At 52.1% G+C, this 24409-nt stretch carries 36 protein-coding genes; all 36 read left to right on the top strand.

Annotated elements, in window-relative coordinates:
* Positions 1-17: 17 nt before the first annotated feature.
* The 36 genes from rpoC to rplQ all read left to right on the top strand — a co-directional run bounded on the left by rpoC (position 18) and on the right by rplQ (position 24300).
* Positions 18-4289 (top strand): DNA-directed RNA polymerase subunit beta', encoded by a 4272-nt coding sequence (gene rpoC, locus HOJ95_08820; protein ID MBT6394795.1) that lies wholly within the window; start codon positions 18-20, stop codon positions 4287-4289.
* Between the two features lie 309 nt (positions 4290-4598).
* On the top strand, positions 4599-4970 hold the full coding sequence (locus HOJ95_08815) for a 30S ribosomal protein S12 (GenBank protein MBT6394794.1): 372 nt from the start codon (positions 4599-4601) through the stop codon (positions 4968-4970).
* 46 nt (positions 4971-5016) lie between these two features.
* Positions 5017-5484 carry a 30S ribosomal protein S7 gene (gene rpsG / locus HOJ95_08810; protein MBT6394793.1) on the top strand — a complete coding sequence of 156 codons (468 nt, stop codon included), beginning with the start codon at positions 5017-5019 and terminating at the stop codon, positions 5482-5484.
* Between the two features lie 23 nt (positions 5485-5507).
* Complete coding sequence (fusA, locus tag HOJ95_08805; GenBank protein ID MBT6394792.1) at positions 5508-7616, top strand: elongation factor G; 2109 nt, start codon at positions 5508-5510, stop codon at positions 7614-7616.
* A gap of 83 nt (positions 7617-7699) precedes the next feature.
* Entirely contained in the window at positions 7700-8878 is a 1179-nt protein-coding gene (gene tuf / locus HOJ95_08800; GenBank protein ID MBT6394791.1) for an elongation factor Tu, read from the top strand.
* Positions 8879-8914: 36 nt separating this feature from the next.
* Positions 8915-9220 (top strand): 30S ribosomal protein S10, encoded by a 306-nt coding sequence (gene rpsJ, locus HOJ95_08795; GenBank protein ID MBT6394790.1) that lies wholly within the window; start codon positions 8915-8917, stop codon positions 9218-9220.
* Positions 9221-9236: 16 nt separating this feature from the next.
* Positions 9237-9950 carry a 50S ribosomal protein L3 gene (gene rplC, locus HOJ95_08790; GenBank protein ID MBT6394789.1) on the top strand — a complete coding sequence of 238 codons (714 nt, stop codon included), beginning with the start codon at positions 9237-9239 and terminating at the stop codon, positions 9948-9950.
* Between the two features lie 7 nt (positions 9951-9957).
* Positions 9958-10584 carry a 50S ribosomal protein L4 gene (gene rplD / locus HOJ95_08785; protein MBT6394788.1) on the top strand — a complete coding sequence of 209 codons (627 nt, stop codon included), beginning with the start codon at positions 9958-9960 and terminating at the stop codon, positions 10582-10584.
* A gap of 3 nt (positions 10585-10587) precedes the next feature.
* Positions 10588-10875 (top strand): 50S ribosomal protein L23, encoded by a 288-nt coding sequence (gene rplW, locus HOJ95_08780; protein ID MBT6394787.1) that lies wholly within the window; start codon positions 10588-10590, stop codon positions 10873-10875.
* Between the two features lie 17 nt (positions 10876-10892).
* Positions 10893-11723, top strand: coding sequence for a 50S ribosomal protein L2 (rplB, locus tag HOJ95_08775; protein ID MBT6394786.1), 831 nt, complete (start codon positions 10893-10895; stop codon positions 11721-11723).
* 26 nt (positions 11724-11749) lie between these two features.
* On the top strand, positions 11750-12034 hold the full coding sequence (gene rpsS / locus HOJ95_08770; protein MBT6394785.1) for a 30S ribosomal protein S19: 285 nt from the start codon (positions 11750-11752) through the stop codon (positions 12032-12034).
* A gap of 23 nt (positions 12035-12057) precedes the next feature.
* Positions 12058-12393: a 50S ribosomal protein L22 gene (gene rplV / locus HOJ95_08765; protein ID MBT6394784.1), complete on the top strand. Its 336-nt coding sequence runs from the start codon at positions 12058-12060 to the stop codon at positions 12391-12393.
* Between the two features lie 9 nt (positions 12394-12402).
* Positions 12403-13080: a 30S ribosomal protein S3 gene (rpsC, locus tag HOJ95_08760; GenBank protein ID MBT6394783.1), complete on the top strand. Its 678-nt coding sequence runs from the start codon at positions 12403-12405 to the stop codon at positions 13078-13080.
* Between the two features lie 15 nt (positions 13081-13095).
* On the top strand, positions 13096-13518 hold the full coding sequence (gene rplP, locus HOJ95_08755; protein ID MBT6394782.1) for a 50S ribosomal protein L16: 423 nt from the start codon (positions 13096-13098) through the stop codon (positions 13516-13518).
* Positions 13515-13733 (top strand): 50S ribosomal protein L29, encoded by a 219-nt coding sequence (rpmC, locus tag HOJ95_08750; protein ID MBT6394781.1) that lies wholly within the window; start codon positions 13515-13517, stop codon positions 13731-13733. Before rplP ends, rpmC begins: the two co-directional genes overlap by 4 nt.
* 3 nt (positions 13734-13736) lie before the next feature.
* Positions 13737-13997 carry a 30S ribosomal protein S17 gene (gene rpsQ, locus HOJ95_08745; GenBank protein MBT6394780.1) on the top strand — a complete coding sequence of 87 codons (261 nt, stop codon included), beginning with the start codon at positions 13737-13739 and terminating at the stop codon, positions 13995-13997.
* 24 nt (positions 13998-14021) lie between these two features.
* Entirely contained in the window at positions 14022-14390 is a 369-nt protein-coding gene (rplN, locus tag HOJ95_08740) for a 50S ribosomal protein L14 (protein MBT6394779.1), read from the top strand.
* Positions 14391-14400: 10 nt separating this feature from the next.
* Positions 14401-14736 (top strand): 50S ribosomal protein L24, encoded by a 336-nt coding sequence (gene rplX / locus HOJ95_08735; protein ID MBT6394778.1) that lies wholly within the window; start codon positions 14401-14403, stop codon positions 14734-14736.
* A gap of 30 nt (positions 14737-14766) precedes the next feature.
* A complete protein-coding gene (gene rplE / locus HOJ95_08730) occupies positions 14767-15300 on the top strand; it encodes a 50S ribosomal protein L5 (protein ID MBT6394777.1) in 534 nt (177 codons plus the stop codon).
* 11 nt (positions 15301-15311) lie between these two features.
* Positions 15312-15497, top strand: a complete 186-nt coding sequence (locus tag HOJ95_08725; protein ID MBT6394776.1) for a type Z 30S ribosomal protein S14 — start codon at positions 15312-15314, stop codon at positions 15495-15497.
* 16 nt (positions 15498-15513) lie between these two features.
* Complete coding sequence (gene rpsH / locus HOJ95_08720; protein MBT6394775.1) at positions 15514-15909, top strand: 30S ribosomal protein S8; 396 nt, start codon at positions 15514-15516, stop codon at positions 15907-15909.
* Positions 15910-15917: 8 nt separating this feature from the next.
* A complete protein-coding gene (gene rplF, locus HOJ95_08715) occupies positions 15918-16463 on the top strand; it encodes a 50S ribosomal protein L6 (GenBank protein ID MBT6394774.1) in 546 nt (181 codons plus the stop codon).
* Between the two features lie 17 nt (positions 16464-16480).
* On the top strand, positions 16481-16852 hold the full coding sequence (locus HOJ95_08710) for a 50S ribosomal protein L18 (protein MBT6394773.1): 372 nt from the start codon (positions 16481-16483) through the stop codon (positions 16850-16852).
* Positions 16852-17424 (top strand): 30S ribosomal protein S5, encoded by a 573-nt coding sequence (rpsE, locus tag HOJ95_08705; GenBank protein MBT6394772.1) that lies wholly within the window; start codon positions 16852-16854, stop codon positions 17422-17424. Before HOJ95_08710 ends, rpsE begins: the two co-directional genes overlap by 1 nt.
* A gap of 16 nt (positions 17425-17440) precedes the next feature.
* Entirely contained in the window at positions 17441-17623 is a 183-nt protein-coding gene (gene rpmD, locus HOJ95_08700) for a 50S ribosomal protein L30 (GenBank protein MBT6394771.1), read from the top strand.
* Between the two features lie 74 nt (positions 17624-17697).
* A complete protein-coding gene (rplO, locus tag HOJ95_08695) occupies positions 17698-18159 on the top strand; it encodes a 50S ribosomal protein L15 (protein MBT6394770.1) in 462 nt (153 codons plus the stop codon).
* On the top strand, positions 18156-19478 hold the full coding sequence (gene secY / locus HOJ95_08690; GenBank protein MBT6394769.1) for a preprotein translocase subunit SecY: 1323 nt from the start codon (positions 18156-18158) through the stop codon (positions 19476-19478). Before rplO ends, secY begins: the two co-directional genes overlap by 4 nt.
* 3 nt (positions 19479-19481) lie before the next feature.
* Positions 19482-20111: an adenylate kinase gene (locus tag HOJ95_08685; GenBank protein MBT6394768.1), complete on the top strand. Its 630-nt coding sequence runs from the start codon at positions 19482-19484 to the stop codon at positions 20109-20111.
* Positions 20111-20860, top strand: a complete 750-nt coding sequence (gene map / locus HOJ95_08680) for a type I methionyl aminopeptidase (protein ID MBT6394767.1) — start codon at positions 20111-20113, stop codon at positions 20858-20860. The genes HOJ95_08685 and map overlap by 1 nt, the downstream gene beginning before the upstream one ends.
* Positions 20857-21147: a translation initiation factor IF-1 gene (infA, locus tag HOJ95_08675; protein ID MBT6394766.1), complete on the top strand. Its 291-nt coding sequence runs from the start codon at positions 20857-20859 to the stop codon at positions 21145-21147. The genes map and infA overlap by 4 nt, the downstream gene beginning before the upstream one ends.
* Before the next feature lie 19 nt (positions 21148-21166).
* Positions 21167-21280 (top strand): 50S ribosomal protein L36, encoded by a 114-nt coding sequence (rpmJ, locus tag HOJ95_08670; GenBank protein ID MBT6394765.1) that lies wholly within the window; start codon positions 21167-21169, stop codon positions 21278-21280.
* A 31-nt stretch (positions 21281-21311) separates the two neighbouring features.
* Positions 21312-21683 (top strand): 30S ribosomal protein S13, encoded by a 372-nt coding sequence (gene rpsM / locus HOJ95_08665; GenBank protein ID MBT6394764.1) that lies wholly within the window; start codon positions 21312-21314, stop codon positions 21681-21683.
* 32 nt (positions 21684-21715) lie between these two features.
* Entirely contained in the window at positions 21716-22117 is a 402-nt protein-coding gene (gene rpsK / locus HOJ95_08660; GenBank protein MBT6394763.1) for a 30S ribosomal protein S11, read from the top strand.
* 30 nt (positions 22118-22147) lie between these two features.
* Positions 22148-22780, top strand: a complete 633-nt coding sequence (gene rpsD, locus HOJ95_08655; GenBank protein ID MBT6394762.1) for a 30S ribosomal protein S4 — start codon at positions 22148-22150, stop codon at positions 22778-22780.
* Positions 22781-22812: 32 nt separating this feature from the next.
* Entirely contained in the window at positions 22813-23865 is a 1053-nt protein-coding gene (locus HOJ95_08650; GenBank protein MBT6394761.1) for a DNA-directed RNA polymerase subunit alpha, read from the top strand.
* A 12-nt stretch (positions 23866-23877) separates the two neighbouring features.
* Positions 23878-24300, top strand: coding sequence for a 50S ribosomal protein L17 (gene rplQ / locus HOJ95_08645; GenBank protein ID MBT6394760.1), 423 nt, complete (start codon positions 23878-23880; stop codon positions 24298-24300).
* Positions 24301-24409: the final 109 nt, after the last annotated feature.

Below are 24409 nucleotides of genomic sequence, written 5' to 3'. Positions count from 1 at the left end.
CACCAGGAGGAAATGCATTGGACAGCATCCTCAATTTGTTTGAAAAGCCGAAGGATCCCGTCTCATTTGACGCTATCCGCATTCGACTAGCTTCGCCGCACACCATCCGAGCATGGTCATCGGGCGAAGTGAAAAAACCGGAGACCATCAATTACCGCACTTTTAAACCAGAGCGGGATGGCCTTTTTTGTGCGGTGATATTCGGTCCGATAAAGGATTACGAATGCCTGTGTGGCAAGTACAAGCGCATGAAATATCGCGGCGTCGTTTGTGAGAAGTGTGGGGTCGAGGTCATCTCCTCGAAAGTTCGTAGAGAGAGGCTTGCCCACATCGAACTGGCAAGTCCCGTATCCCATGTATGGTTCTTCAAAGGGTTGCCTAGCCGTATCGGTAATCTTCTCGACATGACTCTTCGCGAGCTTGAGCGGGTTCTCTATTTTGAGAATTATGTTGTTGTCGATCCAGGAGAGACTGGCTTAAAGAAAGGCGAGTTGGTCACAGAGGAGCAGTATCGCCAATTGCTTGATGAATTTGATGAAGATGAATTCAAGATTGGCATTGGCGCTGAAGCAATTCGAGAGCTTCTTGAGGAAATCGATCTTGAGTCCCTCGCGGTTCAGCTAAAGATCGATATCAAAGAAACTAACAACGTTCAGAAGCAGCGGAAATATATTAAACGCCTCAAAGTGGTGGACGCCTTCCGGAATTCGGGTAACCGACCTGAATGGATGATACTTGAGGTGGTGCCTGTATTGCCACCCGAACTCCGGCCACTGGTGCCTCTTGATGGTGGGCGTTTTGCAACGAGTGATCTAAACGATCTCTATCGCCGTGTCATTAACCGGAATAATCGTTTGATGAGGCTGATGGAGCTAAAGGCTCCAGACATCATTATTCGAAACGAGAAGCGGATGCTCCAGGAAGCTGTTGACGCTCTGTTCGATAATGGGCGACGGGGACGTTTGCTTCGGGGTGCGAACAGAAGACCTCTTAAGAGTCTTTCGGACATGCTTAAGGGAAAGCAAGGCCGCTTTCGTCAGAACCTTCTCGGAAAGCGTGTGGACTATTCGGGCCGCTCCGTAATCGTTGTCGGCCCTGAGCTTAGATTCAACCAGTGTGGTTTGCCCAAGAAGATGGCCCTCGAGTTGTTCAAGCCATTTATTTATAACAAGCTGGAAGAAAAGGGGCTGGTTTCCACTGTTAAAGCAGCTAAGAAGATGGTCGACGAGGAGCAGCCCGAGGTTTGGGATATTCTCGAAGAAGTGGTGAAAAACCATCCTGTAATTCTCAACCGGGCACCCACGCTTCATAGACTGGGTATGCAGGCTTTCATGCCCCAACTGGTTGAGGGTAAGGCCATTCGTGTTCATCCTCTGGTTTGCGCCGCTTTCAACGCTGACTTCGACGGCGATCAGATGGCTGTGCATGTTCCTCTTTCAATTGATGCAATGGAGGAGGCGAGGGTATTGATGCTCTCGGCCAACAATATCCTCTCCCCCGCGAATGGGATGCCGGTAGCCGTTCCGAGTCAGGACATCATCCTGGGTTGCTACTATCTGACTAAGCCCCGCTCTGGCGCAAAGGGTGAGGGGCGCGTCTTTAGTGGTTCCAAGGAAATTCGAGTTGCCTATGATCAGAAAGAGCTCGACTTGCAGACTCGTGTCCGTGCCCGGGTTCAAGGAGATTTGGTTGAGACAACGGTGGGCCGGATGTTGATGTTCGATATCCTGCCCGACAGTGTTCCGTTTGCTGCGGTCAACAAAGTGCTCGACAAGCGGAGTCTCACAAGTCTTGTAGCCACATGCTATGACCTCGCGGGTCGCGCGGCGACGGTCCAGTTCCTCGATAATTTGAAGGATCTGGGTTTCTATCATGCCACCATGGCCGGTATTTCCATCTCGATTGACGATATGAAGATACCTGACAAAAAAGTTGAGTTAACCGATCGAGCCCGTGATCAGGTTTTGGATGTGGAAAAGGAATACCGCGACGGTCTCATTACCGATGGCGAGCGCTACAACAAGGTTATCGATATTTGGAGCCACGTTACCGAAGAGGTGGCGGGTGAGATGTTCAAGTCTCTTGAGACAGAAGATGAATGGATGATGAACGGCGGTGAGATTAATAGGCCTGCTGACAATAGAACCACTGTCGATTCTGACTTTAACCCCATTTACATTATGGCCGACTCTGGAGCACGCGGGAGTACCGCCCAGCTTCGCCAGCTTGGGGGAATGCGTGGTTTGATGGCAAAGCCTTCGGGCGAGATCATCGAAACTCCGATTACAGCCAATTTCCGTGAAGGCCTTTCGGTGCTCCAGTACTTCATCTCGACGCACGGCGCACGTAAAGGATTGGCTGACACGGCCCTTAAGACTGCTAATAGTGGATATTTGACTCGCCGCCTGGTCGATGTGGCGCAGGATGTCATCATCTCCTTGGAAGATTGCGGAACTGTGAATGGGATTGACATGATTTCCCTGGTCGAGGGTGGTGAGATCATCCAGGCGCTTGGTGATCGCATTCTTGGCAGAATTGCTGTTCAGGACATCAAGGACCCGTTTAATGGGGATGTGCTCTGTAAAGTAGGCGATGAGATCGATTCAACTAAAGTCCAACTCATCGAAAATGCGGGTGTCGATAAAGTTGTCATTCGCTCGGTGCTCACCTGTGATGCGCGGGCAGGTGTCTGCTCAAAATGTTATGGCCGAAGCCTGGGTACTGGCAAGATGATTGAAATAGGCGAGGCGGTTGGTGTCATAGCGGCGCAGTCTATCGGTGAGCCTGGAACCCAGTTGACAATGCGCACCTTCCACATCGGCGGGACTGCGATGCGTGCTGGCGAGCAAAGCACTGTTGAGGCGAAAAGGCCTGGGATAATTAAATATGAAAACCTCCGAGTAATCGTCACTGCACGAGGCGATCATCTTGTCATGAATCGAAATGGTCAGATTGCTATTTGCGATGAAAGTGGTCGCGAGCGGGAACGCTACACTGTTGTTTACGGAGCCTCGATCAAGGCGAGAGAAGGTGCGCGGGTCAGTGAGGGTGAAAAAATTCTCGAATGGGATCCTTACACCACATCGGTCATGGCTGACAAAGATGGGCGGATTAATCTTGTCGATGTTATTGAAGGTTTGACCATGCAAGAGGAGATCGATGAAATTACCGGTCTCTCTCGCCGGGTGATACTTGACCACGTTGATGAAAAGCGCCAGCCGAGAGCCGTGCTCACGGACGAAGGTGGTGAGCAACTTGCGATGTATCCGTTGCCGGCTGGTGCGCACATTTCCGTAATTGAGGGCGAACTGATCACTCCTGGCACTGTGATTTTCAAAATCACGCGTGATACTTCGAAAACGAAGGACATTACTGGTGGTCTGCCACGTGTGGTGGAGCTTTTCGAGGCGCGTCAACCCAAGGAGAACGCGATAATTTCCGAGATCAACGGAAATGTGAAATTTGCCGGGACACTCAGGGGCATGAGGCGAGTGTTAGTGGTTTCGGATACGGGCGATGAACGTGAGTATTTAATTCCGCGTGGTAAGCATGTCAGTGTCCAAGAAGGCGACTATGTACGAGCTGGTGAGCCCTTGATGGATGGTGCCGCTAATCCCCATGACATTTTGGCTGTTCTTGGCGAAAAGGAACTCCAGAACTATCTGGTGAATGAGGTCCAGGAGGTCTATAGGCTTCAGGGTGTGCAGATCAACGATAAGCATATTGAAGTCATTGTGCGGCAAATGCTCCGGCGCCTAGAGATTACTGATCCTGGCGAGACAGAATTTGTCGTTGGCGAGCAAGTCACGCGGGAGTCTTTCAGGGCTCACAATCAAGAAGCTGACGACGAAGGTCGAACTACCGCGACGGCACGGCCAATTCTCCTTGGAATTACCCGGGCTTCACTTTCTACTGATAGCTTCATTTCGGCTGCCTCCTTCCAGGAGACGACTCGTGTCCTGACCCAGGCCTCAGTTTCCGGAAAGGTGGATCACCTGAGGGGACTCAAAGAAAACGTTATTATGGGGAGATTGATACCCGCTGGTACTGGTAATAAAAGGTATCAACAAGTTGAATTGCTTTCACCGGAAGTGGAACTTGCTCCCGCTCAGGATGATACTCAACTGATGTCGGACGCTGTGGATGAGATGGAGGAGGAGGTTGTTGAGGAGGTTGTTGAGAAGGTAGTAGAGATAACTTCATCGCCTGTCGAAGAGGCAGAATCGACAGAAGAGGCGGTGAGCGCACCCTCGGCTCCAGTTGTTGAAAAAGAAACATCTGAGGAGTAATAAAGGCGAAAATTTCGTCATATAAATTACCCGAAGAAAAGTAAATTGTAAGACTTGAGGAATAGTGAATTGTTGGGCTTGACAGGAGCTAGAGTTTCTTTATAATCCCGGCTTCCTGAGCAGAAACAGGGCGATTTTCCCTGGTAATGCTATGGTGCTTAGTGATTGAATTTAAAGTTATTAGGCGTGTTTCGCCTGATTGAGTTCATACGGCCTGTTTGCTAGATATTTTGATTTTATGGCATTAGAGCCTTGAACTGACATTCAGGCGGTTTTTTTTGGAAATTTTTTTACTGTTTGGAGTGAGCTGTGCCGACAATAAGTCAATTGATTCGAAAGGGTCGTAAGCAAACCCGTGAGAAGTCAGGCAGCCCCGCCCTGCGCTCCTGTCCTCAGAGAAGAGGAGTTTGTGTGCGCGTCTATACTACGACGCCAAAGAAACCCAACTCCGCGCTCCGCAAGGTGGCTCGTGTTCGACTTACAAACGGGATGGAAGTGACAACATATATTCCCGGCGAGGGTCACAACCTACAGGAGCACTCCATTGTGCTCATTCGTGGCGGGCGTGTTAAGGACCTTCCTGGAGTTCGCTACCATGTAGTGCGAGGGACACTCGACAGCGTTGGTGTCGAGGCCCGTCGCAACGGAAGATCAAAATACGGAGCGAAAAGACCGAAGTAGCCCCTATTTTTTAGGTAACTCAGTTTAAAAGGGAGGGTTTCGCCTGATGGCAAGGCGGAAAAGAGCGACTAAGCGTGTGGTTTTACCGGATCCGAAGTTCAAGGATCGCCTGGTAACTCGGTTCATCAACTCGTTGATGATTCAGGGCAAAAAATCGCTTGCCGAGAGAGTTTTTTACGACGCGATGGACATTATTGAAGAGAAAATGAAGGAAGATCCTCTCAAGGTGTTCAAGCGTGCGGTTGAGAACGTTAAGCCGGCTCTTGAGGTTCGGCCTCGGCGAGTCGGTGGGGCGACCTATCAGATTCCGATTGAAGTCAGGCCGGATCGCCGGACCGCACTAAGTATCAGATGGATTATTCAGAACTCCCGAAGTCGGGACAAAAAGATTGAGGCTGGCCTTTCTGCCGAACTCATGGATGCAGCTAACAGTACTGGTGGGTCAGTTCGACAGAGAGAAAATACCCATCGTATGGCTGATGCCAATAAGGCCTTTGCTCACTACCGCTGGTAGTAAAGCATAAAGGAAGATAAGTCGTGGAAAAGAGAGCTCCTCTCGATAAAATTAGAAACATCGGTATCATGGCTCACATCGATGCCGGGAAAACGACCACCACAGAACGTATTTTGTTCTATACGGGTCGAACCCATAAGCTGGGCGAGGTTCATGATGGGAACGCCACCATGGACTGGATGGAGCAGGAGCAAGAGAGAGGCATAACAATCACTTCCGCTGCTACCACGTGTGAGTGGAACGATCATATTATCAATATTATTGACACCCCGGGGCATGTGGACTTTACGGCAGAGGTAGAGCGCAGCCTACGCGTTCTTGACGGTGCTGTAGCTGTTTTCTGTGCTGTTGGGGGTGTTGAGCCCCAGAGCGAAACTGTATGGCGCCAGGCCGAGAAATACGGCGTTCCGCGTATCGTATTTGTCAACAAGATGGACCGCATGGGTGCGGACTTTTATAGCGTCGTGAGTCAGATTGAAGAGCGCCTCGCTTCGAACCCCATGGTGGTTCAACTGCCTATCGGTACGGAAGATGATTTCGTGGGGATGGTGGATTTGGTGACTGGCACTGCGCGGGTTTTCGATGACCCCATGGGGACGACTTTTAGCACCGTCGATATTCCCGCTGAAATGGCAGATTTGGCAGCAGAATGGCGCGAGAAACTTTTCGAGGCTCTATCGATGTGCGATGAGGCTTTGATGGAGCGCTACCTTAACGGCGATGATATTCCCGTTGAGGATGTAAAAGCTGTAATCCGGAAGGCCACGCTGTCGGGCGAGGCTGTTCCGGTTTTCTGTGGCTCAGCTTTCAGAAACAAAGGTGTTCAACTTCTTCTTGACGCTGTTGTAGATTACCTGCCCAATCCGCTGAATCTGCCTCCGGTAGAAGGTACGTTGACCGAAGAAGAAATTGAGGCTGGTAAAGTGGCGCCAATTCGAAAGCCCTCAACCGACGAGCCCTTTTCTGCTATCGCTTTCAAGGTAATGAATGATTCTTTCGTGGGCCAATTGATATTTCTCCGGGTCTATTCCGGTGTTCTGGCAGCAGGATCTTCCGTCTTGAACATGGTTACTGGCAAAGAGGAACGCGTAGGGCGCCTTTTGCAGATGCATGCTAATAAACGTGAGGAAATAAAAGAGGCGCATGCCGGAGATATCGTAGCTGCTATCGGCCTGCGCCGCACAAAGACAGGAAATACACTTTGCGTCCCTTCAGATCCAATCCTTCTCGAATCGATTGATTTTCCCGAACCTGTTATTTCAATAGCCATCGAGCCCGCTACGAAGGCGGATCACGACAAACTCGGAAATGCGCTTGGACGCCTCTCAGACGAGGATCCGACGTTTATCGTCAAGACGGATGAGGAAACTAGCCAGACGATTCTTTCAGGGATGGGCGAGCTTCATCTGGAGATTTTAGTTGACCGGCTTACCCGCGAATTTGGTGTTGTTGCCAACGTAGGTAAACCACAGGTCGCCTTCCGCGAAACGATTCGAGTAGAGTCGAATGCGAGATCTAGGTTCGTTCGCCAGTCCGGTGGACGAGGCCAATTTGGCGATGTCGAACTCATGATTAAACCTCTTGAGCCTGGAAGTGGATTTGTTTTTGTCAACAAAATCGTTGGCGGAGCAATTCCTCGTGAGTACATCTCCTCGGTTGAAAAAGGTGTTCGTGAGGCATTGGATTCGGGCGTAATTGCTGGATATCCCGTAGTGGATATTGAGGCGACTGTTTATGACGGCTCGTTCCATGCAGTGGACAGTTCAGAAATGGCATTTAAGATTGCCGGTTCCATGGCTTTCAAAGATGCTGTAAAAAAAGCCAAACCTGTACTTCTTGAGCCAATAATGGATGTGGAATCTATTTGTCCTCCAGATTATCTGGGTGATGTGATGGGGGATTTAACTTCCCGTCGAGGCCGTATCAAGGAAATGTCAGATCGGGCGGGCGCGAAGGTAGTAACAGCGTCAGTACCCCTATCCCTGATGTTTGGTTATGCCACTGACCTGCGTTCGATGTCGCAGGGAAGAGCGACTTATACAATGCAGTTCGGACGGTACGAGCAATTGCCGGCTTCTTTGGCCGAGGAATTGATCGCCCGAGTCCAGGGAGCGGTTGTAGAGACTGCTTGATAAAGCTTGCCGGGTGTCCGGTGAGAAATACGGGCAAAATTGCCTGAATACGAAACAAGAAGAAGAAAAGGAGAAGTTCTGCCATGGCTAAGGCGAAGTTTGAACGGACAAAGCCGCACGTGAACGTAGGGACGATCGGACACGTTGACCATGGGAAGACAACGTTGACGGCAGCGATAACCAAGCATCTAGCGGAATCAGGCGGAGCCGAGGCGGTCGCGTTTGATGAGATCGACAAAGCCCCTGAGGAGCGCGAGCGTGGTATCACGATAGCGACGGCGCACGTTGAGTACGAGACGGCGAACCGTCACTACGCACACGTTGACTGCCCGGGACACGCAGACTACGTGAAGAACATGATAACGGGAGCGGCTCAGATGGACGGGGCGATTCTCGTTGTGTCGGCTGCGGACGGCCCGATGCCTCAGACGCGCGAGCACATACTGCTGGCGCGGCAGGTTGGGGTTCCGAACATCGTTGTGTATATGAATAAAGTAGACATGGTGGATGATGAGGAGTTGCTGGATCTGGTTGAGTTGGAGGTACGGGAGCTTCTCTCGAACTACGATTTTCCAGGCGACGACATCCCCTTTGTGAAAGGCTCGGCGCTTCAGGCCCTCGAGGGCACCTCTACGGAGAGCATCGATGAGCTGATGACGGCGGTAGATACATACATCCCTCAGCCAGAGCGCGATGTAGATAAGCCGTTCCTGATGCCGGTTGAGGACGTATTCTCGATTTCGGGTCGCGGTACGGTTGCGACGGGTCGTGTAGAGCGCGGGATCGTGAACGTAGGCGATGACGTAGAGATCGTAGGGATCAACGATACGCAGAAGACCGTGGCGACGGGGGTTGAGATGTTCCGCAAGCTTCTGGACCAGGGTCAAGCTGGCGACAACGTAGGCGTTTTGCTTCGCGGCACGAAGAAAGATGAGATAGAGCGGGGCCAGGTTCTTGCGGCGCCGGGCTCTATCCTGCCTCACACGAAGTTCAAGTGCGAGGTGTACATATTGACGAAAGAGGAGGGTGGTCGCCATACCCCGTTTTTCAATGGCTACCGTCCCCAGTTTTATTTCCGTACAACAGACGTGACGGGCTCGGTAACACTACCCGAGGGTCGCGAGATGGTGATGCCGGGAGACAACGTGGGTATGGATGTGGTATTGATTCAGCCCATCGCAATGGAGAAAGAACTTCGCTTCGCCATTCGCGAGGGTGGCCGGACAGTAGGTGCCGGGGTCGTTACCGAGGTGATCGAATAGTCCCCCGCATAGGGGAGAGAGGCAGTAGGGAGCAAGATGGATCAAAAGATTCGGATACGCCTGAAAGCCTATGATCACCGCCTGCTCGATCAGTCGGTGGCCGAGATTGTCGAGACGGTACGCCGTACTGGGGCGGTTCTTGTCGGACCAATCCCTCTGCCTACGACGATTAGCAAATATACGGTGCTCCGTGGACCGCACGTGCATAAAAAGTCCCGCGAGCAATTTGAAACACGTACGCATAAGCGCCTAGTAGATATCATGGACCCGACCCAACAGACGGTCGATGCCTTGATGAAACTAGAGTTGGCCGCTGGCGTCGACGTCGAAATCAAGCTTTAGACAGGGATACGAAACAATGGATTTTATTATGGGCCGAAAATTGGGCATGACCCACGTATTTTCTCCTGACGGGGGAACGATACCCGTTACTGTGGTGGAAGCGGGCCCTTGCACCGTACTCCAGAAAAAGTCAATTGAAAAAGATGGCTACGAGGCGTTACAGATTGGATTCGCACCGAAAAAAGAAAAGGGCGTTTCGAAAGCCATGATGGGCCACTTCAAAAAAGCGGGTTCGCAGCCCTTCCGGTACATCAGGGAAGTTCCAATTGGCGAGGGAGACGAGGAGCTTGAGGTTGGCTCCGTAATAGATGCCACAGCTTTTGACCGAGGTGATCGGATAGACGTTACCGGAACGAGTAAGGGACGTGGATTTGCCGGAGCCATGAAACGCCACGGATTTTCTGGCGGTCCCGCTTCCCACGGCGGTATGTTCGACCGTGGAATAGGTTCGGTAGGTAACGCGGCTTATCCAGGTCGCATTATCAAGGGAAAGAAGATGGCTGGCCACATGGGCAATGAGCGCGTGACCACACAGTGTGTGTTACTCGTTGACCTGGTGCCCGAGGACAATCTGATTTTTGTCCGGGGTTCCGTTCCCGGAGCTCCTGGTGGTCTCGTTTTCCTACGCAAGAGTGTTAAGGGCCAGCGTGGAGGCCTCGATGGCCCCAAGGAGCAGGTGCGCAGCCTGAATCCCCTGAAGGCCTCAAAGCGCGCGGCGCGGGGAGGCTGAGGAAGATATGTCTCAAGTTGACGTACTGGACCTTGATGGAAAAGTTGTTGAGCAGATCGAACTTCCCGAATCTGTATTTAATGGCGAGGTGAAGCTACATCTGATTCATCAGATGGTGAAGTATCAGCTAGCCAAACGGCGAGCCGGAACGCACTCAACCTTAACCCGCAAGGAAGTAAGCGGGACGGGCGCTAAGCCTTGGCGTCAGAAGGGAACTGGGCGCGCTCGCGCGGGTGATGTTAAATCCCCCATTTGGCGTAGTGGTGGTATAACCTTTGGCCCTAAGCCGCGCAGCTATAAGCAGAGGATGCCCAAGAAAATGCGTCGAGGTGCTTTGATGAGTGCACTTAACCTGAAGCTAAAAGAAGGAAAGCTTAAGGTAATTGCGGATTTTCAGTTCTCCGAGGCCAAGACGAAGACGGCAATCGATGCACTCAACAACCTTGATGCCGCGGGCAAGACACTTTTGGTAAGCAATGAGCAGCAGGCAAATTTCCTCACTGCCGTGAAGAACGTACGCACGGCCAAGCCACTCCGGGTCGAGGGACTTAACGTATACGATATCATGTGGCACGAGCATATTTTGTGCACAAAGGGCGCCATCGAGGCAATTGCCCAAAGATTGGCAGGATAAAAAATGGAAAATACCTCGATAGTTAAACGGCCTTGCGTAACAGAAAAAAGCGTAATGAGCAGCGAAGAGTCGAATAAGGTTGTCTTTGATGTGGATCGGCGCGCCAATAAGATTCAAATCAAAGCAGCTATTGAAGAGTTGTTCAGCGTCACCGTTATCAAGGTCAATACGATGACAATGCCAAGCAAGAGAGTGCGAATTGGTCGGCATATGGGTTCAAGGCCGCCCTGGAAAAAAGCTGTGGTCACTCTCAAAGAGGGCGATCATATTGAATTCTTCGAGTCGGCATAAGACATCGGGAGGCAATAATGCCACTCAAGAAGTTTAAACCAACATCACCAGGCCGCCGTTTCATGGCGATTCTCACCAGGGACGAGATTACTCGGGATAAACCCGAAAAATCTTTGACCAAGGGAATTTTCAGCTCGGGCGGTCGAAATAACAACGGTAGAACTACCTCGTTTTGGAGAGGCGGAGGCCATAAGCGCCGCTATCGAGTGATTGATTTCAGGCGGGAAAAGCATGGTGTGCCTGCCACGGTTCGAACGATTGAATACGATCCGAATCGCTCGGCGAGGGTGGCACTTCTTGTTTATCTGGATGGGGAGAAGCGCTACATCGTGGCCCCCAACGGCCTAGAGATTGGCCAGGAGTTAGTGTCTGGGCCAGAGGCTGATGTGAAGATGGGCAACGCCCTTCCGATCTCGAAGATTCCGGATGGTACTGTATGCCACAACATCGAGATGAAGCCTGGTAAAGGGGCACAAATTGCCCGAAGTGCTGGAGCTAGCGCACAACTCATGGCCAAGGAGGGTGAATATGCGACCTTCCGACTCTCCTCGGGTGAAATGAGACTAATCCTTGCCACCTGCTATGCCACCATCGGCGAGGTAGGCAACCAGGATCACTCTAACGTAAGCTTTGGTAAGGCGGGTCGTAGCCGATGGCTCGGTAGAAGGCCTCATGTAAGAGGTGTTGCAATGAATCCCGTTGATCATCCACTAGGAGGTGGTGAGGGAAAAAGCTCTGGTGGACGGCACCCTGCTACCCCTTGGGGAAAACCCACAAAGGGCTACAAAACACGTAAACGCAATAAGCCTTCGTCAAAGTTTATCGTCCGGCGAAGAGGCAAGAAATAATCGGCCACTAGGCCCGGAGGAAAGATATGGCTCGCTCTCTGCACAAAGGCCCATTTATCGATGACCACCTTCGAAAGAAGGTCGAGGCCCAGTCTGGCAGCAGCGATAAGCGGATGATTCGTACATGGTCCCGGCGCTCGACAATTGTTCCCGAGTTTGTGGGATATACGTTTGCTGTTCACAATGGGAAGAAATTCATCCCTGTTTATGTGTCGGAAAACATGGTTGGTTTTAAGTTGGGAGATTTTTCTCCGACTAGGACTTATAGAGGCCACACTGGTATTACCAAGCGTCAAGTTACGCTTAAATAGACCAGTTTATTCGAGGCAAGCAGATGTCTAAGGCAGTGCTTAAGTACTACAAGGCGAAACCAAGGAAAACGCGCCAATTGGCCGACATGGTTCGAGGCAGGCGAGTATCCGAGGCGTTGGTGCTTTTAAATCTCTCGGCGCGCGATGCTTCGAAGGATCTTGAAAAACTGATCAGATCGGCTCTTGCCAATGCGACTGACAGGGGCGAAAACGATGATCCTGATGCTTTGATAGTTCAGAATGTAACTGTTGACGAGGGGCCAACAATGAAGAGGTTCCGCCCCAGAGCGCGGGGCCGAACAGGAAGAATTTTGAAACGCACATGCCACGTACAAGTGGTCTTAGACGAACCGAAGTAGGAGAGGACCATGGGGCAAAAAGTTCATCCAGTAGGTTTTCGGGTTGGCATCACCAGAGGGTGGCAGTCCACTTGGTTCGCCAATAATCGTAATTTTGCGGATCTGCTCCACGACGATTTGAAGATTCGTAAGTTCGTGAAAGAGCGCCTAACGCATGCGGGAGTCAGCAACGTTGAAATAGAACGGGCGAGCAACCGTGCACGGATCAATATTTGGACGGCAAGGCCAGGAATCATCATCGGAAAGCGTGGCGCGGAAGTTGACAAGCTCAAGTCTGACTTACAGGAGCTTACCGGTAACCAAGTTTACATAAACATCAAGGAAGTTAGAAAAGCCGAGATGGATGCGCAACTGGTTTCTGAGAATATCACAATGCAGCTAGAGCGCCGTATTGCCTTTCGCCGGGCTATGAAGAAATCAGTAACCTCATCAATGCGATTTGGCGCCAAGGGAATAAAAATTCAGTGTTCGGGCAGGCTTGGTGGTGCCGAGATAGCCCGGACTGAGTGGTACAGAGAAGGACGAGTCCCGTTGGGTACACTTCGAGCGGATATCGATTATGGATTCTCCGAGGCGCGGACGACTTACGGGATGGTCGGCGTGAAAGTTTGGATATTCCGTGGGGAGATGATTCGCGCCGCAAGGAAGCGGCCCGGAAGTGAAGCCCCCTCGGGAATGGAATCGTAAGGAGCGGATGACGATATGCTGCAGCCCAAGCGGACAAAATTCAGAAAACAGATGAAGGGGCGCACCCGCGGAAAAGCGCGAGCTGGCAACACCCTTTCCTTCGGGAGCTTCGGTCTCCAAACGCTTGAAACTGTTCGGCTGACTGCCCGACAGATAGAGGCGGCGCGTATTGCGATGACACGCTATGTGAAGAGAGGCGGTCGGATTTGGATTCGCGTATTTCCAGACAAGCCAGTTTGCAAAAAACCGGCTGAGGTAAGAATGGGAAAAGGGAAGGGAACACCTGAATTTTGGGTAGCTCCTTGCCGCGCTGGACGAATTATTTATGAACTCGATGGTGTACCTCTTGACGTGGCCAAGGAAGCGCTTCGACTGGCTGGTCGTAAGCTCCCTTGTAAGACTCGATTTGTAACGGTATCGCAAGGAACTACAGCATGAAAATGTTAGAAGTCAGGGAGTTGGGCGCCACAGAGCTCGAAGAGAAGGAAAACGAGCTAAAAACGGAGCTGTTCAACCTTAAATTTCGGAAGGCATCGGGTCAGCTCGATAACACGGCGCGTATTCTCACCGTGCGACGGGACTTGGCGAGAGTCTCCCATTCGAAAACCGAGAGGCAGGCTCAGGAATCTGGGTCCGCTTCGGAGGAGAGCTAGAGAATGGCCGAAGAGCGCGGCCGCCGCAAAGTGCGGAATGGTGTTGTCGTAAGCAACAAAATGGACAAGACCGTGACTGTCGAAGTCGTCCGAACCTTTCAGCACACCACCTTCAAGCGGGTGGTGCGCCGAAGCAAGAAGTATGTGGTCCATGACGGAGAAAATACGCTGAAACAAGGCGATCAGGTTCGGATTATAGAAACGCGCCCCATGAGCAAGAGAAAACGGTGGCGTCTGCTTGAAGTGATTGAGCGCGCGGTTTAGAGCGCCGAGAAGAGGGTATTAGCCGTGATTCAGATGCAGACAAATTGCAGCGTGGCCGACAACTCGGGGGCCAAGCGAGCCCAGTGCATTAAAGTGCTTGGGGGCTCGCGCAAACGCTATGCCCGTGTCGGTGACATTATCGTCATTTCGGTGAAAGAGGCTGCTCCCAATAGCCAGGTGAAAAAAGGTGAAGTTCGCCGGGCTGTTGTTGTGCGGACGACAAAAGAAACAGGTCGTGAAGACGGAACATACATCCGCTTCGACGATAATGCTGTTGTGCTTATCAACGATGCACGTGAGCCGGTCGGTACTCGTATTTTTGGGCCCGTGGCCCGGGAGCTCAGGCGCAAACGCTTTATGCGTATCGTGTCTCTGGCTCCCGAAGTTCTTTGAGGTTGGTTTGATGGGAAAACACAGTAAGACCCATGTGAAAAAAGGTGACACTGTAGAGGTGATTTCCGGGCGCGAGAAGGGAAAGCGCGGCAAGGTGCTTCACGTTCTCAAAACCCAGAACCGCGTTATTGTGGAAAAAATCAATATGATTAAGCGCCACACGAAGCCGACCCAGGATAATCAGCAGGGTGGCATCATCGAGCGCGAGGGAAAGTTACATATTAGTAATGTGATGCCGGTTGATCCGAAATCTGGGAAGCCCACCAGGGTGTCCAGGAAGCGCCTTGAGGATGGTACTCGGGTTCGCGTAACACAGCGCAGCGGCGAGCTGCTCGATACGGTATAAGGACGACGAATGATGGCTTACGTACCAGAGATGCTTCAAAAATACCGAGAGCAGGTTATTCCCGAGCTCCAGAAGGAATTTGGCTATACAAACCAGATGCAGGTGCCTGGGCTCGTCAAGATTACCCTGAACATGGGGCTGGGCGAGGCAGTTCAGACCGCCGCCGCCCTTGAGAAGGGTGTCGAGCAGCTTACGATTATCGCGGCTCAAAAGCCCGTGGTTACAAAAGCGAAAAAGTCCATCGCCAACTTTAAGTTGCGCGAGGGAATGTCGATTGGCGCGATGGTTACGCTCCGCAATGCTCGGATGTGGGATTTTTATAGTCGTTTGGTGAACGTTGCGCTTCCCCGTGTTAGAGATTTTCGGGGGCTAAGCCCAAAGTCTTTCGACGGTCGTGGAAACTATAGTCTCGGTATACGGGATCAGGTGATTTTCCCTGAAATCGATGTAGATAATATTGATCACTCGCGGGGGTTGGGCGTAGTTATCAACACCTCGGCTAAATCGGATGAAGAGGGCAGGGCGCTGCTCCGCCTCTTGGGCGTTCCTTTTAGACAGTCTTAGTAGGAGAGAACGTGGCGAAGAAGTGTTTGGTTGCGAAACAGAAGAAAACACCGAAATTCGGAGTGCGGGGCTATAACCGGTGCATGCGTTGCGGACGCCCTCGGGGATTTTTACGCCGCTTTAAATTGTGCCGGATCTGCTTCCGCGAGCTTGCCCTAAAGGGTGAGATTCCCGGAGTAACGAAGTCGAGTTGGTAGACGGAGAAAAGAACAGATGAGTATGACCGATCCGATCGCCGATATGCTCACACGGATTCGAAATGGCCTTCAGGCAGGACATTTGAAGGTAGAGATTCCGGGGAGCAACATGAAAAAACAGATTGCCGGACTTCTCCGCTCACAGGGTTTTATAAAGGGCTATGAGATGGTTCCAGGCCATATGGGCCGCGATAATATCTCGGTTGAGTTTACTGAAAACGCTAAAGAGGTGTTGACTGGCCTCAAGCGTATCAGCAAACCGGGGCGCAGGGTTTATGTGGGAAAAGAAGAGGTGCCCCAGGTGCTTAGTGGTCTGGGGGTAGCCGTAATTTCGACTTCTAAGGGTTTGATGACCGACAACGAGGCTCGCGAGGCGGGCGTCGGCGGTGAATTCGTTTGCGAAATTTGGTGAGGTTTTAGATGTCTCGTATAGGAAGAATGCCGATTCCCATCCCGCAGGGGGTGGAGGTCAAGCTCGATGGTGTGAACATCACAGTGAAGGGCCCCAAGGGGATTCTCTTCCGCGAGTTGCATCCAAATCCAAAGGTTGAAATCGTTGACAGTGTGATTAATGTTACCCGGCCGAGCGAATCTAGGCAGGATAAATCCCTGCACGGGCTGACGAGGTCCCTGATTGCCAACATGGTCGAAGGGGTGACGAAAGGCTATGAGAAAGAACTAGAAATTATTGGATTGGGGTTCCGGGTCGAGGCTGACGGAAAGGGTTTGATTCTTAACGTAGGATATTCCCATCCTGTAAAGATTTCGGCTGTTGATGGGATTGATTTTGAGATCCAGAGCGACCGTCAGAGAAATGCCATCAAGGTTAAGGGAATCGATAAGGAAGTCGTTGGATTCGTTGCAGCGGAGATACGGCGCGTGAAGCCCCCCGAGCCCTACAAGGGAAAAGGTATCCGCTACTTAAACGAAGTCGTGCGGCGTAAGGTAGGCAAAGCAGGTGTTTAGCCCGAAAGGCGGTGAGTGTGCCTAAGAGAACCAAGAGAGAATCCTGGCTCGGTAGAAAGACAAGGGTTCGCAAGAAATTGAAAGGTGTTCAGGAGCGGCCTCGTTTGTCCGTATTCAGAAGCAGCAAGCATATTTATGCACAGATTATTAACGACATAGACGGGGCGACACTAGCGGCGGCTTCCTCGCAGGACAAGGAGTTCGCCACCTCATCGGATAAATCCAAAGGCGGCACCATGGATGGTGCTGTGATAGTTGGGAAATTACTCGGCGACCGGGCCAAGGCGAAGGGCGTCGAGCAGGTAGTTTTCGACCGAAACGGTTATCTCTATCACGGCCGCGTGAAAGCCCTGGCGGATGCGGTTCGCGAAACGGGAGTGAAGTTCTGATGGCTCAGGAACCCGAAAGAAGAGGCCGGAGAAATAGGAAAGATGATGGCTCCGGTGATGATCACGATATTGTAGATCGCGTAATTTATATAAACCGGGTAGCAAAAGTGGTCAAAGGCGGTAGGCGCTTTAGTTTCAGTGCGCTTATAGCTGTCGGTGATCGCAAAGGAAAAGTGGGCATCGGTATGGGTAAGGCGAACGAAGTGCCCGAGGCTATCCGCAAGGGCGTCGAGGCCGCACGCAGGGCGATGGTTCAAGTGTCGCTTGAGGGCGGCACAATACCGCATAAGGTTTTGGGTCGATTTGGCGCAGGCCGCGTGTTTATGAAACCAGCTTCCAAAGGAACTGGTGTCATTGCTGGTGGGCCTGTTCGCGCAGTTTTGGATATGGCCGGTGTGAGCGACATTCTTACAAAATGTATTGGGACGAGAAATCCACACAATGCGGCCAAGGCTACGCTTGAGGGTCTTAAGTCCCTCCGGACGTTGAAGCAAGTCATGGCGATTCGCGGATTGCCAGAGCCCGCTACCGAGCCAGAGCCCGTCGCCGAGCAGGCGACGGCCGAGGCGTAATGGGAGAAGTTGAATCGTGGCTGAACAGGTAAGAGTGACGCTCCGCAAGAGCCCGATCGGCTATAACAAGAAGATTCGCGAGGTGTTGCGTGGCCTCGGGCTTAGGAAAATGAACTCAACAACGGTACGAACGGATTGTCCCTCGATTCGGGGGATGATTTTCAAGGTAAAGCACCTCGTTGAGGTTGAGGAAGTTTAACCTCGTACGTGGTCGGCATTACCGGAGGATGGCAGCAATTGGCTCCTGATAACGATTATACAAAACTAGGTGATCTGAGGGCTACACCGGGTTCTGTGCGCTCGAGGACTCGTGTGGGCCGGGGTACAGGTTCCGGGCACGGTAAGACCTCACGCAGGGGCCAGAAGGGCCAGAAGTCTCGCTCAGGTTATAAGCGTAAGCCGGGTTTTGAGGGTGGACAGATGCCCCTCCAGCGGCGACTTCCGAAGCGTGGTTTCAATAATATCTTTAAGAAAGAATACTCGGAAGTGAACGTCGGCAAGCTTGAGCGTTTCGATGCCGAGGCTGTGGTAGACGCTTACGAGTTGGAGGCCGCGCGAATCGTCCGTAAACTGGCTAGCAGTGGGGTCAGGCTTCTTGGTTCGGGTGCGATCGACCGTGCCCTGACCATTAGGGTCCAGGGTTGCAGCGAGTCCGCCCGCCGAAAGGTCGAGGCAGCTGGCGGCAAGGTTGAGATTGTTCCCCTCAAGGGCGAGCAGAAGGGTACCGGCGAGTGAGAGAAGGCGGCGTCGGCAACATATTTCAGGTCCCCGAGTTGAAGAACAGAATACTGTTCACGCTCGCGTTGCTGGCTGTATACAGGATAGGTGTCCATGTGCCCACGCCGGGCATCGACACGGTGGCGTTAGCTGCATTTTTTGCTGAGCTTCGCGGCGGCGGTAGCACCATCATGCAGTTTTTTGATCTATTCACTGGCGGTGCACTCAGCCAGGTGACGATTTTTGCGCTGGGCATTATGCCCTACATTAGTTCGTCCATTATTCTTGAATTGCTGACGGTGGTAATTCCCCATCTTGAGCGACTCAAAAAAGAGGGCGAGGCGGGTCGCAAGAAAATAAATCAGTACACCCGCTACGGGACGGTGTTCCTCTCGACGATTCAGGGTTTTGGCATCGCCGCAGGAATCGAGCAGATGCAGGCGCCGACAGGCGCGCTTGTTGTGCCGGACCCCGGCTGGAGTTTTCGCTTAATGACGGTGCTCACGCTGGTGGCGGGCACTTCGTTCATCATGTGGCTCGGCGAGCAAATTACCGAGAGGGGAATTGGCAACGGCATCTCGTTGATCATCTTCGCTGGCATCGTGGCCGGCCTGCCCAGTGCGATTATCAACTCGTTTCGGTTGATGGGCACCGGCGAGATTTTGCCATTCGTCATGATTTTACTCGTCCTCGCCATGTTGGCGGTGGTGGCCTTGGTGGTTTGGTTTGAAACGAGTCAACGACGCATCAGGGTGCAATATGCTAAACGTATGGTTGGCCGAAAGATGGCGGGTGGCCAGGAGACACACCTTCCTTTAAAGGTGAATACCTCGGGGGTTATCCCGCCAATTTTTGCTAGCTCGCTGATTTTGTTTCCGGCAACGATCGCGCAGTTCTCGAACGTTCCGTGGATGAACCAGCTTAGCCAAATGTTGGCGCCGGGAAGCGCGCTTTACATAATTTTGACTGTTGCCTTGATATTTTTCTTTGCATATTTTTACACGTCGATTATTTTTAATCCCGTGGATGTGGCTGACAATTTGAGGAAATACGGTGGTTTTATTCCTGGGAGACGCCCTGGTAGGCCAACCGCAGATTTTATTGATCGCACTTTGACCCGTTTGACGTTCCTGGGCGCGATTTACCTGAGCTTGATTGTTATTCTGCCAACGTATTTGATTCAGTGGTTCAATGTTCCCTTCTTCTTCGGGGGAACGGCACTACTCATCGTCGTCGGTGTAGCCGTTGATACGCAGCGCCAGATAGAGAGCCATCTTGTGATGCGCAATTACGAGGGTTTCCTACGCAAGAGTAAGGCCCGGCGGAGGGCTGTGTAAGTAATGAAAATTGTACTGCTTGGCCCTCCGGGAGCGGGAAAAGGCACGCAAGGCGTTCGGTTGGGTAAAGCCCAAATGATTACACAGATTTCGACGGGCGACATGCTTCGAAAGGCGGTATCGGACGGAACGGCTCTGGGCAAAGAGGTTCAGTCGATAATACGGGATGGAAAACTTGTTCCCGATGAGTTGATTATCTCGATCATCGAGGAAAGAATCTCTCAGGCAGACTGCAAGGATGGATTTATCCTCGATGGATTTCCGAGGACGATTGAGCAGGCAAAGGCGCTGGAGATTGTGATGCCCGATAGTGTGGATGTCACGATATATCTCAATGTTCCGGTTGATGAGGTTATTGAGCGTCTTTCCGGTAGATTAACCTGCCGCGATTGCAGCGCAGTCTACCCCAAGCAGGATATTTCTGTTTGCCCGGCATGCTCGGGAGCGCTTTACCAGCGGGAGGATGACCAGAAAAGTACGATAGAGCACCGGATAAACGTTTACATGGAACATACGGCCCCGCTGGTTGAGTTCTATAGGGAGAAGGGTAAGCTCCTGGAAATCGACGGGACGGGCGAGCAAGATGAAGTTTTTGATCGAATAGATGCCGGGGTATCAGAGGTGATGTCCTAATGATCGTTCTTCGGGCTCCTGCGGAGATTGTAAAACTTCGTGCGAGCAATCGGATAGTGGCGATTATCATGGAGCGTCTAAAAGAGGCTATTCACCCTGGTACAACAACGCTTGCGCTCGATGAGATGGCAGAAAAGCTTGTGCTTGAAATGGGAGCGACGCCGGCATTCAAAGGCTATAAAGGTTTTAAACATACGCTGTGCACTTCGGTTAACGAGCAGGTTGTGCACGGCATCCCCAACAAGAAAAAGCTCAAAGATGGGGATATCATCAGCATCGACATCGGCGTTAAACTGGACGGCTATTATGGCGACCACGCCCTGACGATACCGGTGGGAAATGTGAGCGATGAGGCAAAACGCCTTCTGAAGTTTTGTGAAGAAGCACTAGGAAAAGGAATTGAAAAGGCAGTTGCTGGAAATCGCCTTTTCGATATTTCCAACGCGATTCAGGTTCATGCCGAATCTGCTGGATATTCGGTGGTTAGGGTTTATGTAGGGCATGGCGTTGGAACCAGCCTGCACGAGGAGCCTCAGGTTCCTAATTTCGGCGAGCCGGGCACTGGGCCCGAGCTTAAGCCTGGAATGGTGTTGGCAATTGAGCCGATGTTGAATGTCGGAGGGCCGGATGTGAAAGTTTTAGACGACGCATGGACCGTTGTAACGGCTGATGGGAATCTATCAGCACATTTCGAGCATTCCATGGCGGTATCCGAGGATGGCCCCATAATTCTGAGTGTAGCCGCATGAGGAGACCTCGACCAGGAGGCACCAGAAAAAGAAAGAAGCGAAAGCAGCAGGGCGAGCGCGAGGAGCGTCCGCCAAAGGAAGATTCGATTGAAGTTGACGGTGTGATCGGCGAGACGCTGCCAAACGCAATGTTCCGTGTGGACATCGAGGGCGGCCACAACGTTTTAGCGCATATTTCGGGCAGAATGCGAAAGCACTTTATTAGAATCTTGCCCGGTGACAGTGTGAAAGTGGAATTATCTCCGTACGACCTGACTCGTGGACGCATCACGAGCCGGTACAAATAGAGAAAGGTGGGCCATCTCCATGAAAGTCAGGAGCTCGGTCAAGCCGATGTGTGACAAATGTAAAGTGATCCGGCGCAAAGGGGTTGTGCGGGTCATTTGTACCAACCCCAAGCATAAGCAGCGACAGGGCTAGCGCCCGCAGGCCGCTTGGAGGAAGGGAGCTAATGGCACGTATTGCCGGGGTCGATATCCCCAATGAAAAGAATGTGGAAATTGCCCTAACCTATGTATTCGGAATTGGGCACTCGACGGCGAAGAAAATCACCGGCGAGGCGAAGATTGACGGTATGGTCAAGGTTAAGGATTTAACCGAGCAGGAGGTGCAATCCCTGCGCGAAATTATCGACAAATCCTATGCCGTTGAGGGTGATCTTAGAAGCAGTGTGACAATGAATATCAAACGCTTGATGGATATAGGCTCCTACCGGGGGCTTCGGCATCGCCGCGGGCTGCCTGTCCGCGGCCAGCGCACCCGCACCAACGCGCGCACGCGCAAAGGGCCGAAGCGTACGGTGGGCGGCAAGAAGAGTAAGTAAATTCTGGAATTGATGGGATAGGAGGATAAGTTTTGGCGCAAGACGGAAAACGGCGAACCGGCGGCAAACGCAAACGGGAGCGTAGGGCTATTGGTAAGGGCCAGGCTCACATTAAGGCGAGCTTTAACAACACGTTGATTTCGATTTCCGATGCTGCGGGGAATGTGGTCTGCTGGGCCTCCTCGGGTGGAGAAGGATTCAAGGGCTCCCGAAAGGGAACACCATTTGCGGCGCAGACAGCGGCAGCATCAGTCGTGAAAAAGGCATTAGATATGGGCGTAACGTCCGTTGATGTCTTTGTGACAGGCCCGGGCGGAGGCAGGGAAGCAGCAATTCGCTCGATGGCGGCAGCTGGTATGGAAATTTCGTTGATTCGAGACGTTACACCAATTCCGCACAATGGATGCCGTCCGCGCAAGCGGCGCCGGGTCTAATGTGCAATTTGAATAAGGGGGTAAGTAGGTTTGGCTCGATATAAAGATTCCGTATGCCGCCTCTGCCGCCGTGCTGGGATGAAGCTTTTCTTGAAGGGAGATCGTTGCGTCGGCGATAAATGCTCGTTCGACAAACGCAGTTTCCCGCCTGGTCAGCATGGCGCGTTGCGTATGCGGGGAAAAGTCAGCGAGTACGGAACCCAGCTTCGTGAGAAACAAAAGGCGCGTTGGGTTTACGGCATTCTCGAAAAACAATTCAGGATTTACTATGGCGAGGCGGCACGCAAGAAGGGTGTTAAAGGTGACAATCTTTTCCGCCTTTTGGAGCTTCGTTTGGACAATGTGGTTTTCAGGTCGAGTTTCGCCGACTCGCGGGCCCAGGCCCGGCAGATGGTTGTTCATAACCATGTGACGGTGAATGGCAAGAAGGTGAATAAGCCATCTTTCTCGGTACGCAAGGGCGATGTTGTTCAGATTAAAGAGAAAAGCAGGAAACGGGAAAATATTATTGAAAGCGCTGAAAAGGGAAAAGCTCGCGGAATACCGGAGTGGCTTGATGTGGAATTGGCGGAACTCTCGACGAGGATTGCCGAGGTGCCCACTGTGGCCGATATCCAGACTAATATTGATGCTCAACAGATAGTCGAGCTTTACTCCAAATAACTCGCGCAACAGGGTATGCGCCAGCGTATGCCTTGGTAGCGAAGTCGCCCAATGGAGGGGCAATTTCCATGTCTTTGTACGCGGAACTAGTAAAGCCTGCAGGTCTTGAATCTGAAAATGAAGGACAGACAGGGAATTTCGGTCGTTTTATCGCAGAGCCGCTAGAGCGTGGCTACGGAACCACGTTGGGAAACTCTCTTCGCCGCGTGGTCTTGTCCTCGTTAAAGGGCGCGGCATTTTGTGCGGTCCGGATTGAGGGTGTGTTCCACGAATTCTCCACCATCCCAGGCGTTCTTGAGGATGTGACGGATGTGATTCTGAACCTCAAAGAAGTAGTGATTCGAATGGACTCGGACGAGCCGATTCGTGTCACTTACCGGCACAGTGGGTCTGCAGGAGAGTTAAAAGCCGGTGATCTGGTATGTCCTAATGGTGTTGAGATTCTCAATCCAGATCTACACATCGGTACGATGAACGAAGATTCGGATGTTGATATTGAGCTAGTCGCCAGGATTGGTCGGGGATATGTTCCCGCCGAGCGTAACGCCGAGGACATGGACCTGGGCCCAATGTTCATTCCCATGGATTCGGTGTTCTCGCCTGTGAGGCGTTGTACGTTTCGGGTGGAGAAGACCCGTGTCGGCGACCTAACGGATTACGATAAGCTGATTTTTGAAGTCGAAACGAATGGCACGATTGCCCCGGTTGATGCGGTGGCGCATGCAGCGAAAATCTTGAATGATAATCTTCGGATTTTCATTAATTTCGAGGAAGAGGAAGTGTTGGCGCCTGCACCCGAGGTGGACGAGCGCCGCCAGAAGTTGATTGAAAATCTCAGCCGTAGTGTTGAGGAGCTTGAACTTTCGGTACGAAGCTATAACTGCTTGAAAAACGCTCGTATTCGCTCTCTGGCCGAGCTTGTCCAGAGGACCGAGGGCGAAATGCTCAAGACGCGAAATTTCGGCAGAAAGAGCCTCAACGAAATACGGGATATTCTGAACACAATGGGTCTTACCTTTGGGATGGATTTCTCCCAGCTCAAGGTGACGCCCGAGGAACTCGGTCTGACCGGGGACGAGAATTAGGGAGAAGGTCGGATGAGGCATCGTTGGACCGGTAGAAAACTGGGGCGACGCTCCAAACATCGCAAGGCTATGACCAGGAATCTCATCACTTCTGTACTTGATGAGGAGCGGGTGAAGACCACGTTGGCCAAGGCGAAAGAGGTGCGTCGTCATGTAGAGCGTGTTATTACGCTGGGGAAACGAGGCACCCTCCACGCCCGACGCCAGGCAGCGGCTATTGTTCGCACCCCCGCCATTGTCCAGAAACTGATGGATACGCTAGGTCCCCGCTATGCCGAGAGGCCGGGCGGATATACGCGAATCATTCAGATGCCCCCGCGAGTTGGGGATGCGGCTCCGATGGCTATTCTTGAACTCGTGGATCGGGATACGACCCGCGAAGAGGAGCGCCTGGAGAGGCGGCGCCTGAAGCAGGAGGCTGCAGGGGAATCCTAGACCTTCGCTACGCAAAACGTTACAAATACGGGAGGGCCGCTGGTTGCTGGTTCTCCCGTATTTTTTTTGCCCAGGGGTCTGAACTGAAAAAAACGCCACGGAAAAATCT

It is taken from the genome of Nitrospinaceae bacterium (genome assembly GCA_018669005.1).
Classification (GTDB): Bacteria; UBA8248; UBA8248; order UBA8248; family UBA8248; genus UBA8248.
Note: the sequence above shows the minus strand (reverse complement) of the source record. Positions and strands in the feature narration are given on the sequence as shown.

What these genes read in the sequence shown, in the direction of transcription:
- rplV (MBT6394784.1), top strand. Translation starts at nt 12,058, where the DNA reads ATGTCTAAGGCAGTGCTTAAGTACTACAAGGCGAAACCAAGGAAAACG.
- rplQ (MBT6394760.1), top strand. Translation starts at nt 23,878, where the DNA reads ATGAGGCATCGTTGGACCGGTAGAAAACTGGGGCGACGCTCCAAACAT.
- rpmJ (MBT6394765.1), top strand. Translation starts at nt 21,167, where the DNA reads ATGAAAGTCAGGAGCTCGGTCAAGCCGATGTGTGACAAATGTAAAGTG.
- map (MBT6394767.1), top strand. Translation starts at nt 20,111, where the DNA reads ATGATCGTTCTTCGGGCTCCTGCGGAGATTGTAAAACTTCGTGCGAGC.
- rpsJ (MBT6394790.1), top strand. Translation starts at nt 8,915, where the DNA reads ATGGATCAAAAGATTCGGATACGCCTGAAAGCCTATGATCACCGCCTG.
- HOJ95_08685 (MBT6394768.1), top strand. Translation starts at nt 19,482, where the DNA reads ATGAAAATTGTACTGCTTGGCCCTCCGGGAGCGGGAAAAGGCACGCAA.
- rplE (MBT6394777.1), top strand. Translation starts at nt 14,767, where the DNA reads ATGCTTCAAAAATACCGAGAGCAGGTTATTCCCGAGCTCCAGAAGGAA.
- rpsS (MBT6394785.1), top strand. Translation starts at nt 11,750, where the DNA reads ATGGCTCGCTCTCTGCACAAAGGCCCATTTATCGATGACCACCTTCGA.
- infA (MBT6394766.1), top strand. Translation starts at nt 20,857, where the DNA reads ATGAGGAGACCTCGACCAGGAGGCACCAGAAAAAGAAAGAAGCGAAAG.
- rpsC (MBT6394783.1), top strand. Translation starts at nt 12,403, where the DNA reads ATGGGGCAAAAAGTTCATCCAGTAGGTTTTCGGGTTGGCATCACCAGA.
- rplW (MBT6394787.1), top strand. Translation starts at nt 10,588, where the DNA reads ATGGAAAATACCTCGATAGTTAAACGGCCTTGCGTAACAGAAAAAAGC.
- rplC (MBT6394789.1), top strand. Translation starts at nt 9,237, where the DNA reads ATGGATTTTATTATGGGCCGAAAATTGGGCATGACCCACGTATTTTCT.
- rplX (MBT6394778.1), top strand. Translation starts at nt 14,401, where the DNA reads ATGGGAAAACACAGTAAGACCCATGTGAAAAAAGGTGACACTGTAGAG.
- rplF (MBT6394774.1), top strand. Translation starts at nt 15,918, where the DNA reads ATGTCTCGTATAGGAAGAATGCCGATTCCCATCCCGCAGGGGGTGGAG.
- rpsE (MBT6394772.1), top strand. Translation starts at nt 16,852, where the DNA reads ATGGCTCAGGAACCCGAAAGAAGAGGCCGGAGAAATAGGAAAGATGAT.
- rpsG (MBT6394793.1), top strand. Translation starts at nt 5,017, where the DNA reads ATGGCAAGGCGGAAAAGAGCGACTAAGCGTGTGGTTTTACCGGATCCG.
- rpsM (MBT6394764.1), top strand. Translation starts at nt 21,312, where the DNA reads ATGGCACGTATTGCCGGGGTCGATATCCCCAATGAAAAGAATGTGGAA.
- rplB (MBT6394786.1), top strand. Translation starts at nt 10,893, where the DNA reads ATGCCACTCAAGAAGTTTAAACCAACATCACCAGGCCGCCGTTTCATG.
- tuf (MBT6394791.1), top strand. Translation starts at nt 7,700, where the DNA reads ATGGCTAAGGCGAAGTTTGAACGGACAAAGCCGCACGTGAACGTAGGG.
- rplP (MBT6394782.1), top strand. Translation starts at nt 13,096, where the DNA reads ATGCTGCAGCCCAAGCGGACAAAATTCAGAAAACAGATGAAGGGGCGC.
- rpsQ (MBT6394780.1), top strand. Translation starts at nt 13,737, where the DNA reads ATGGCCGAAGAGCGCGGCCGCCGCAAAGTGCGGAATGGTGTTGTCGTA.
- rpsH (MBT6394775.1), top strand. Translation starts at nt 15,514, where the DNA reads ATGAGTATGACCGATCCGATCGCCGATATGCTCACACGGATTCGAAAT.
- rplD (MBT6394788.1), top strand. Translation starts at nt 9,958, where the DNA reads ATGTCTCAAGTTGACGTACTGGACCTTGATGGAAAAGTTGTTGAGCAG.
- rpmC (MBT6394781.1), top strand. Translation starts at nt 13,515, where the DNA reads ATGAAAATGTTAGAAGTCAGGGAGTTGGGCGCCACAGAGCTCGAAGAG.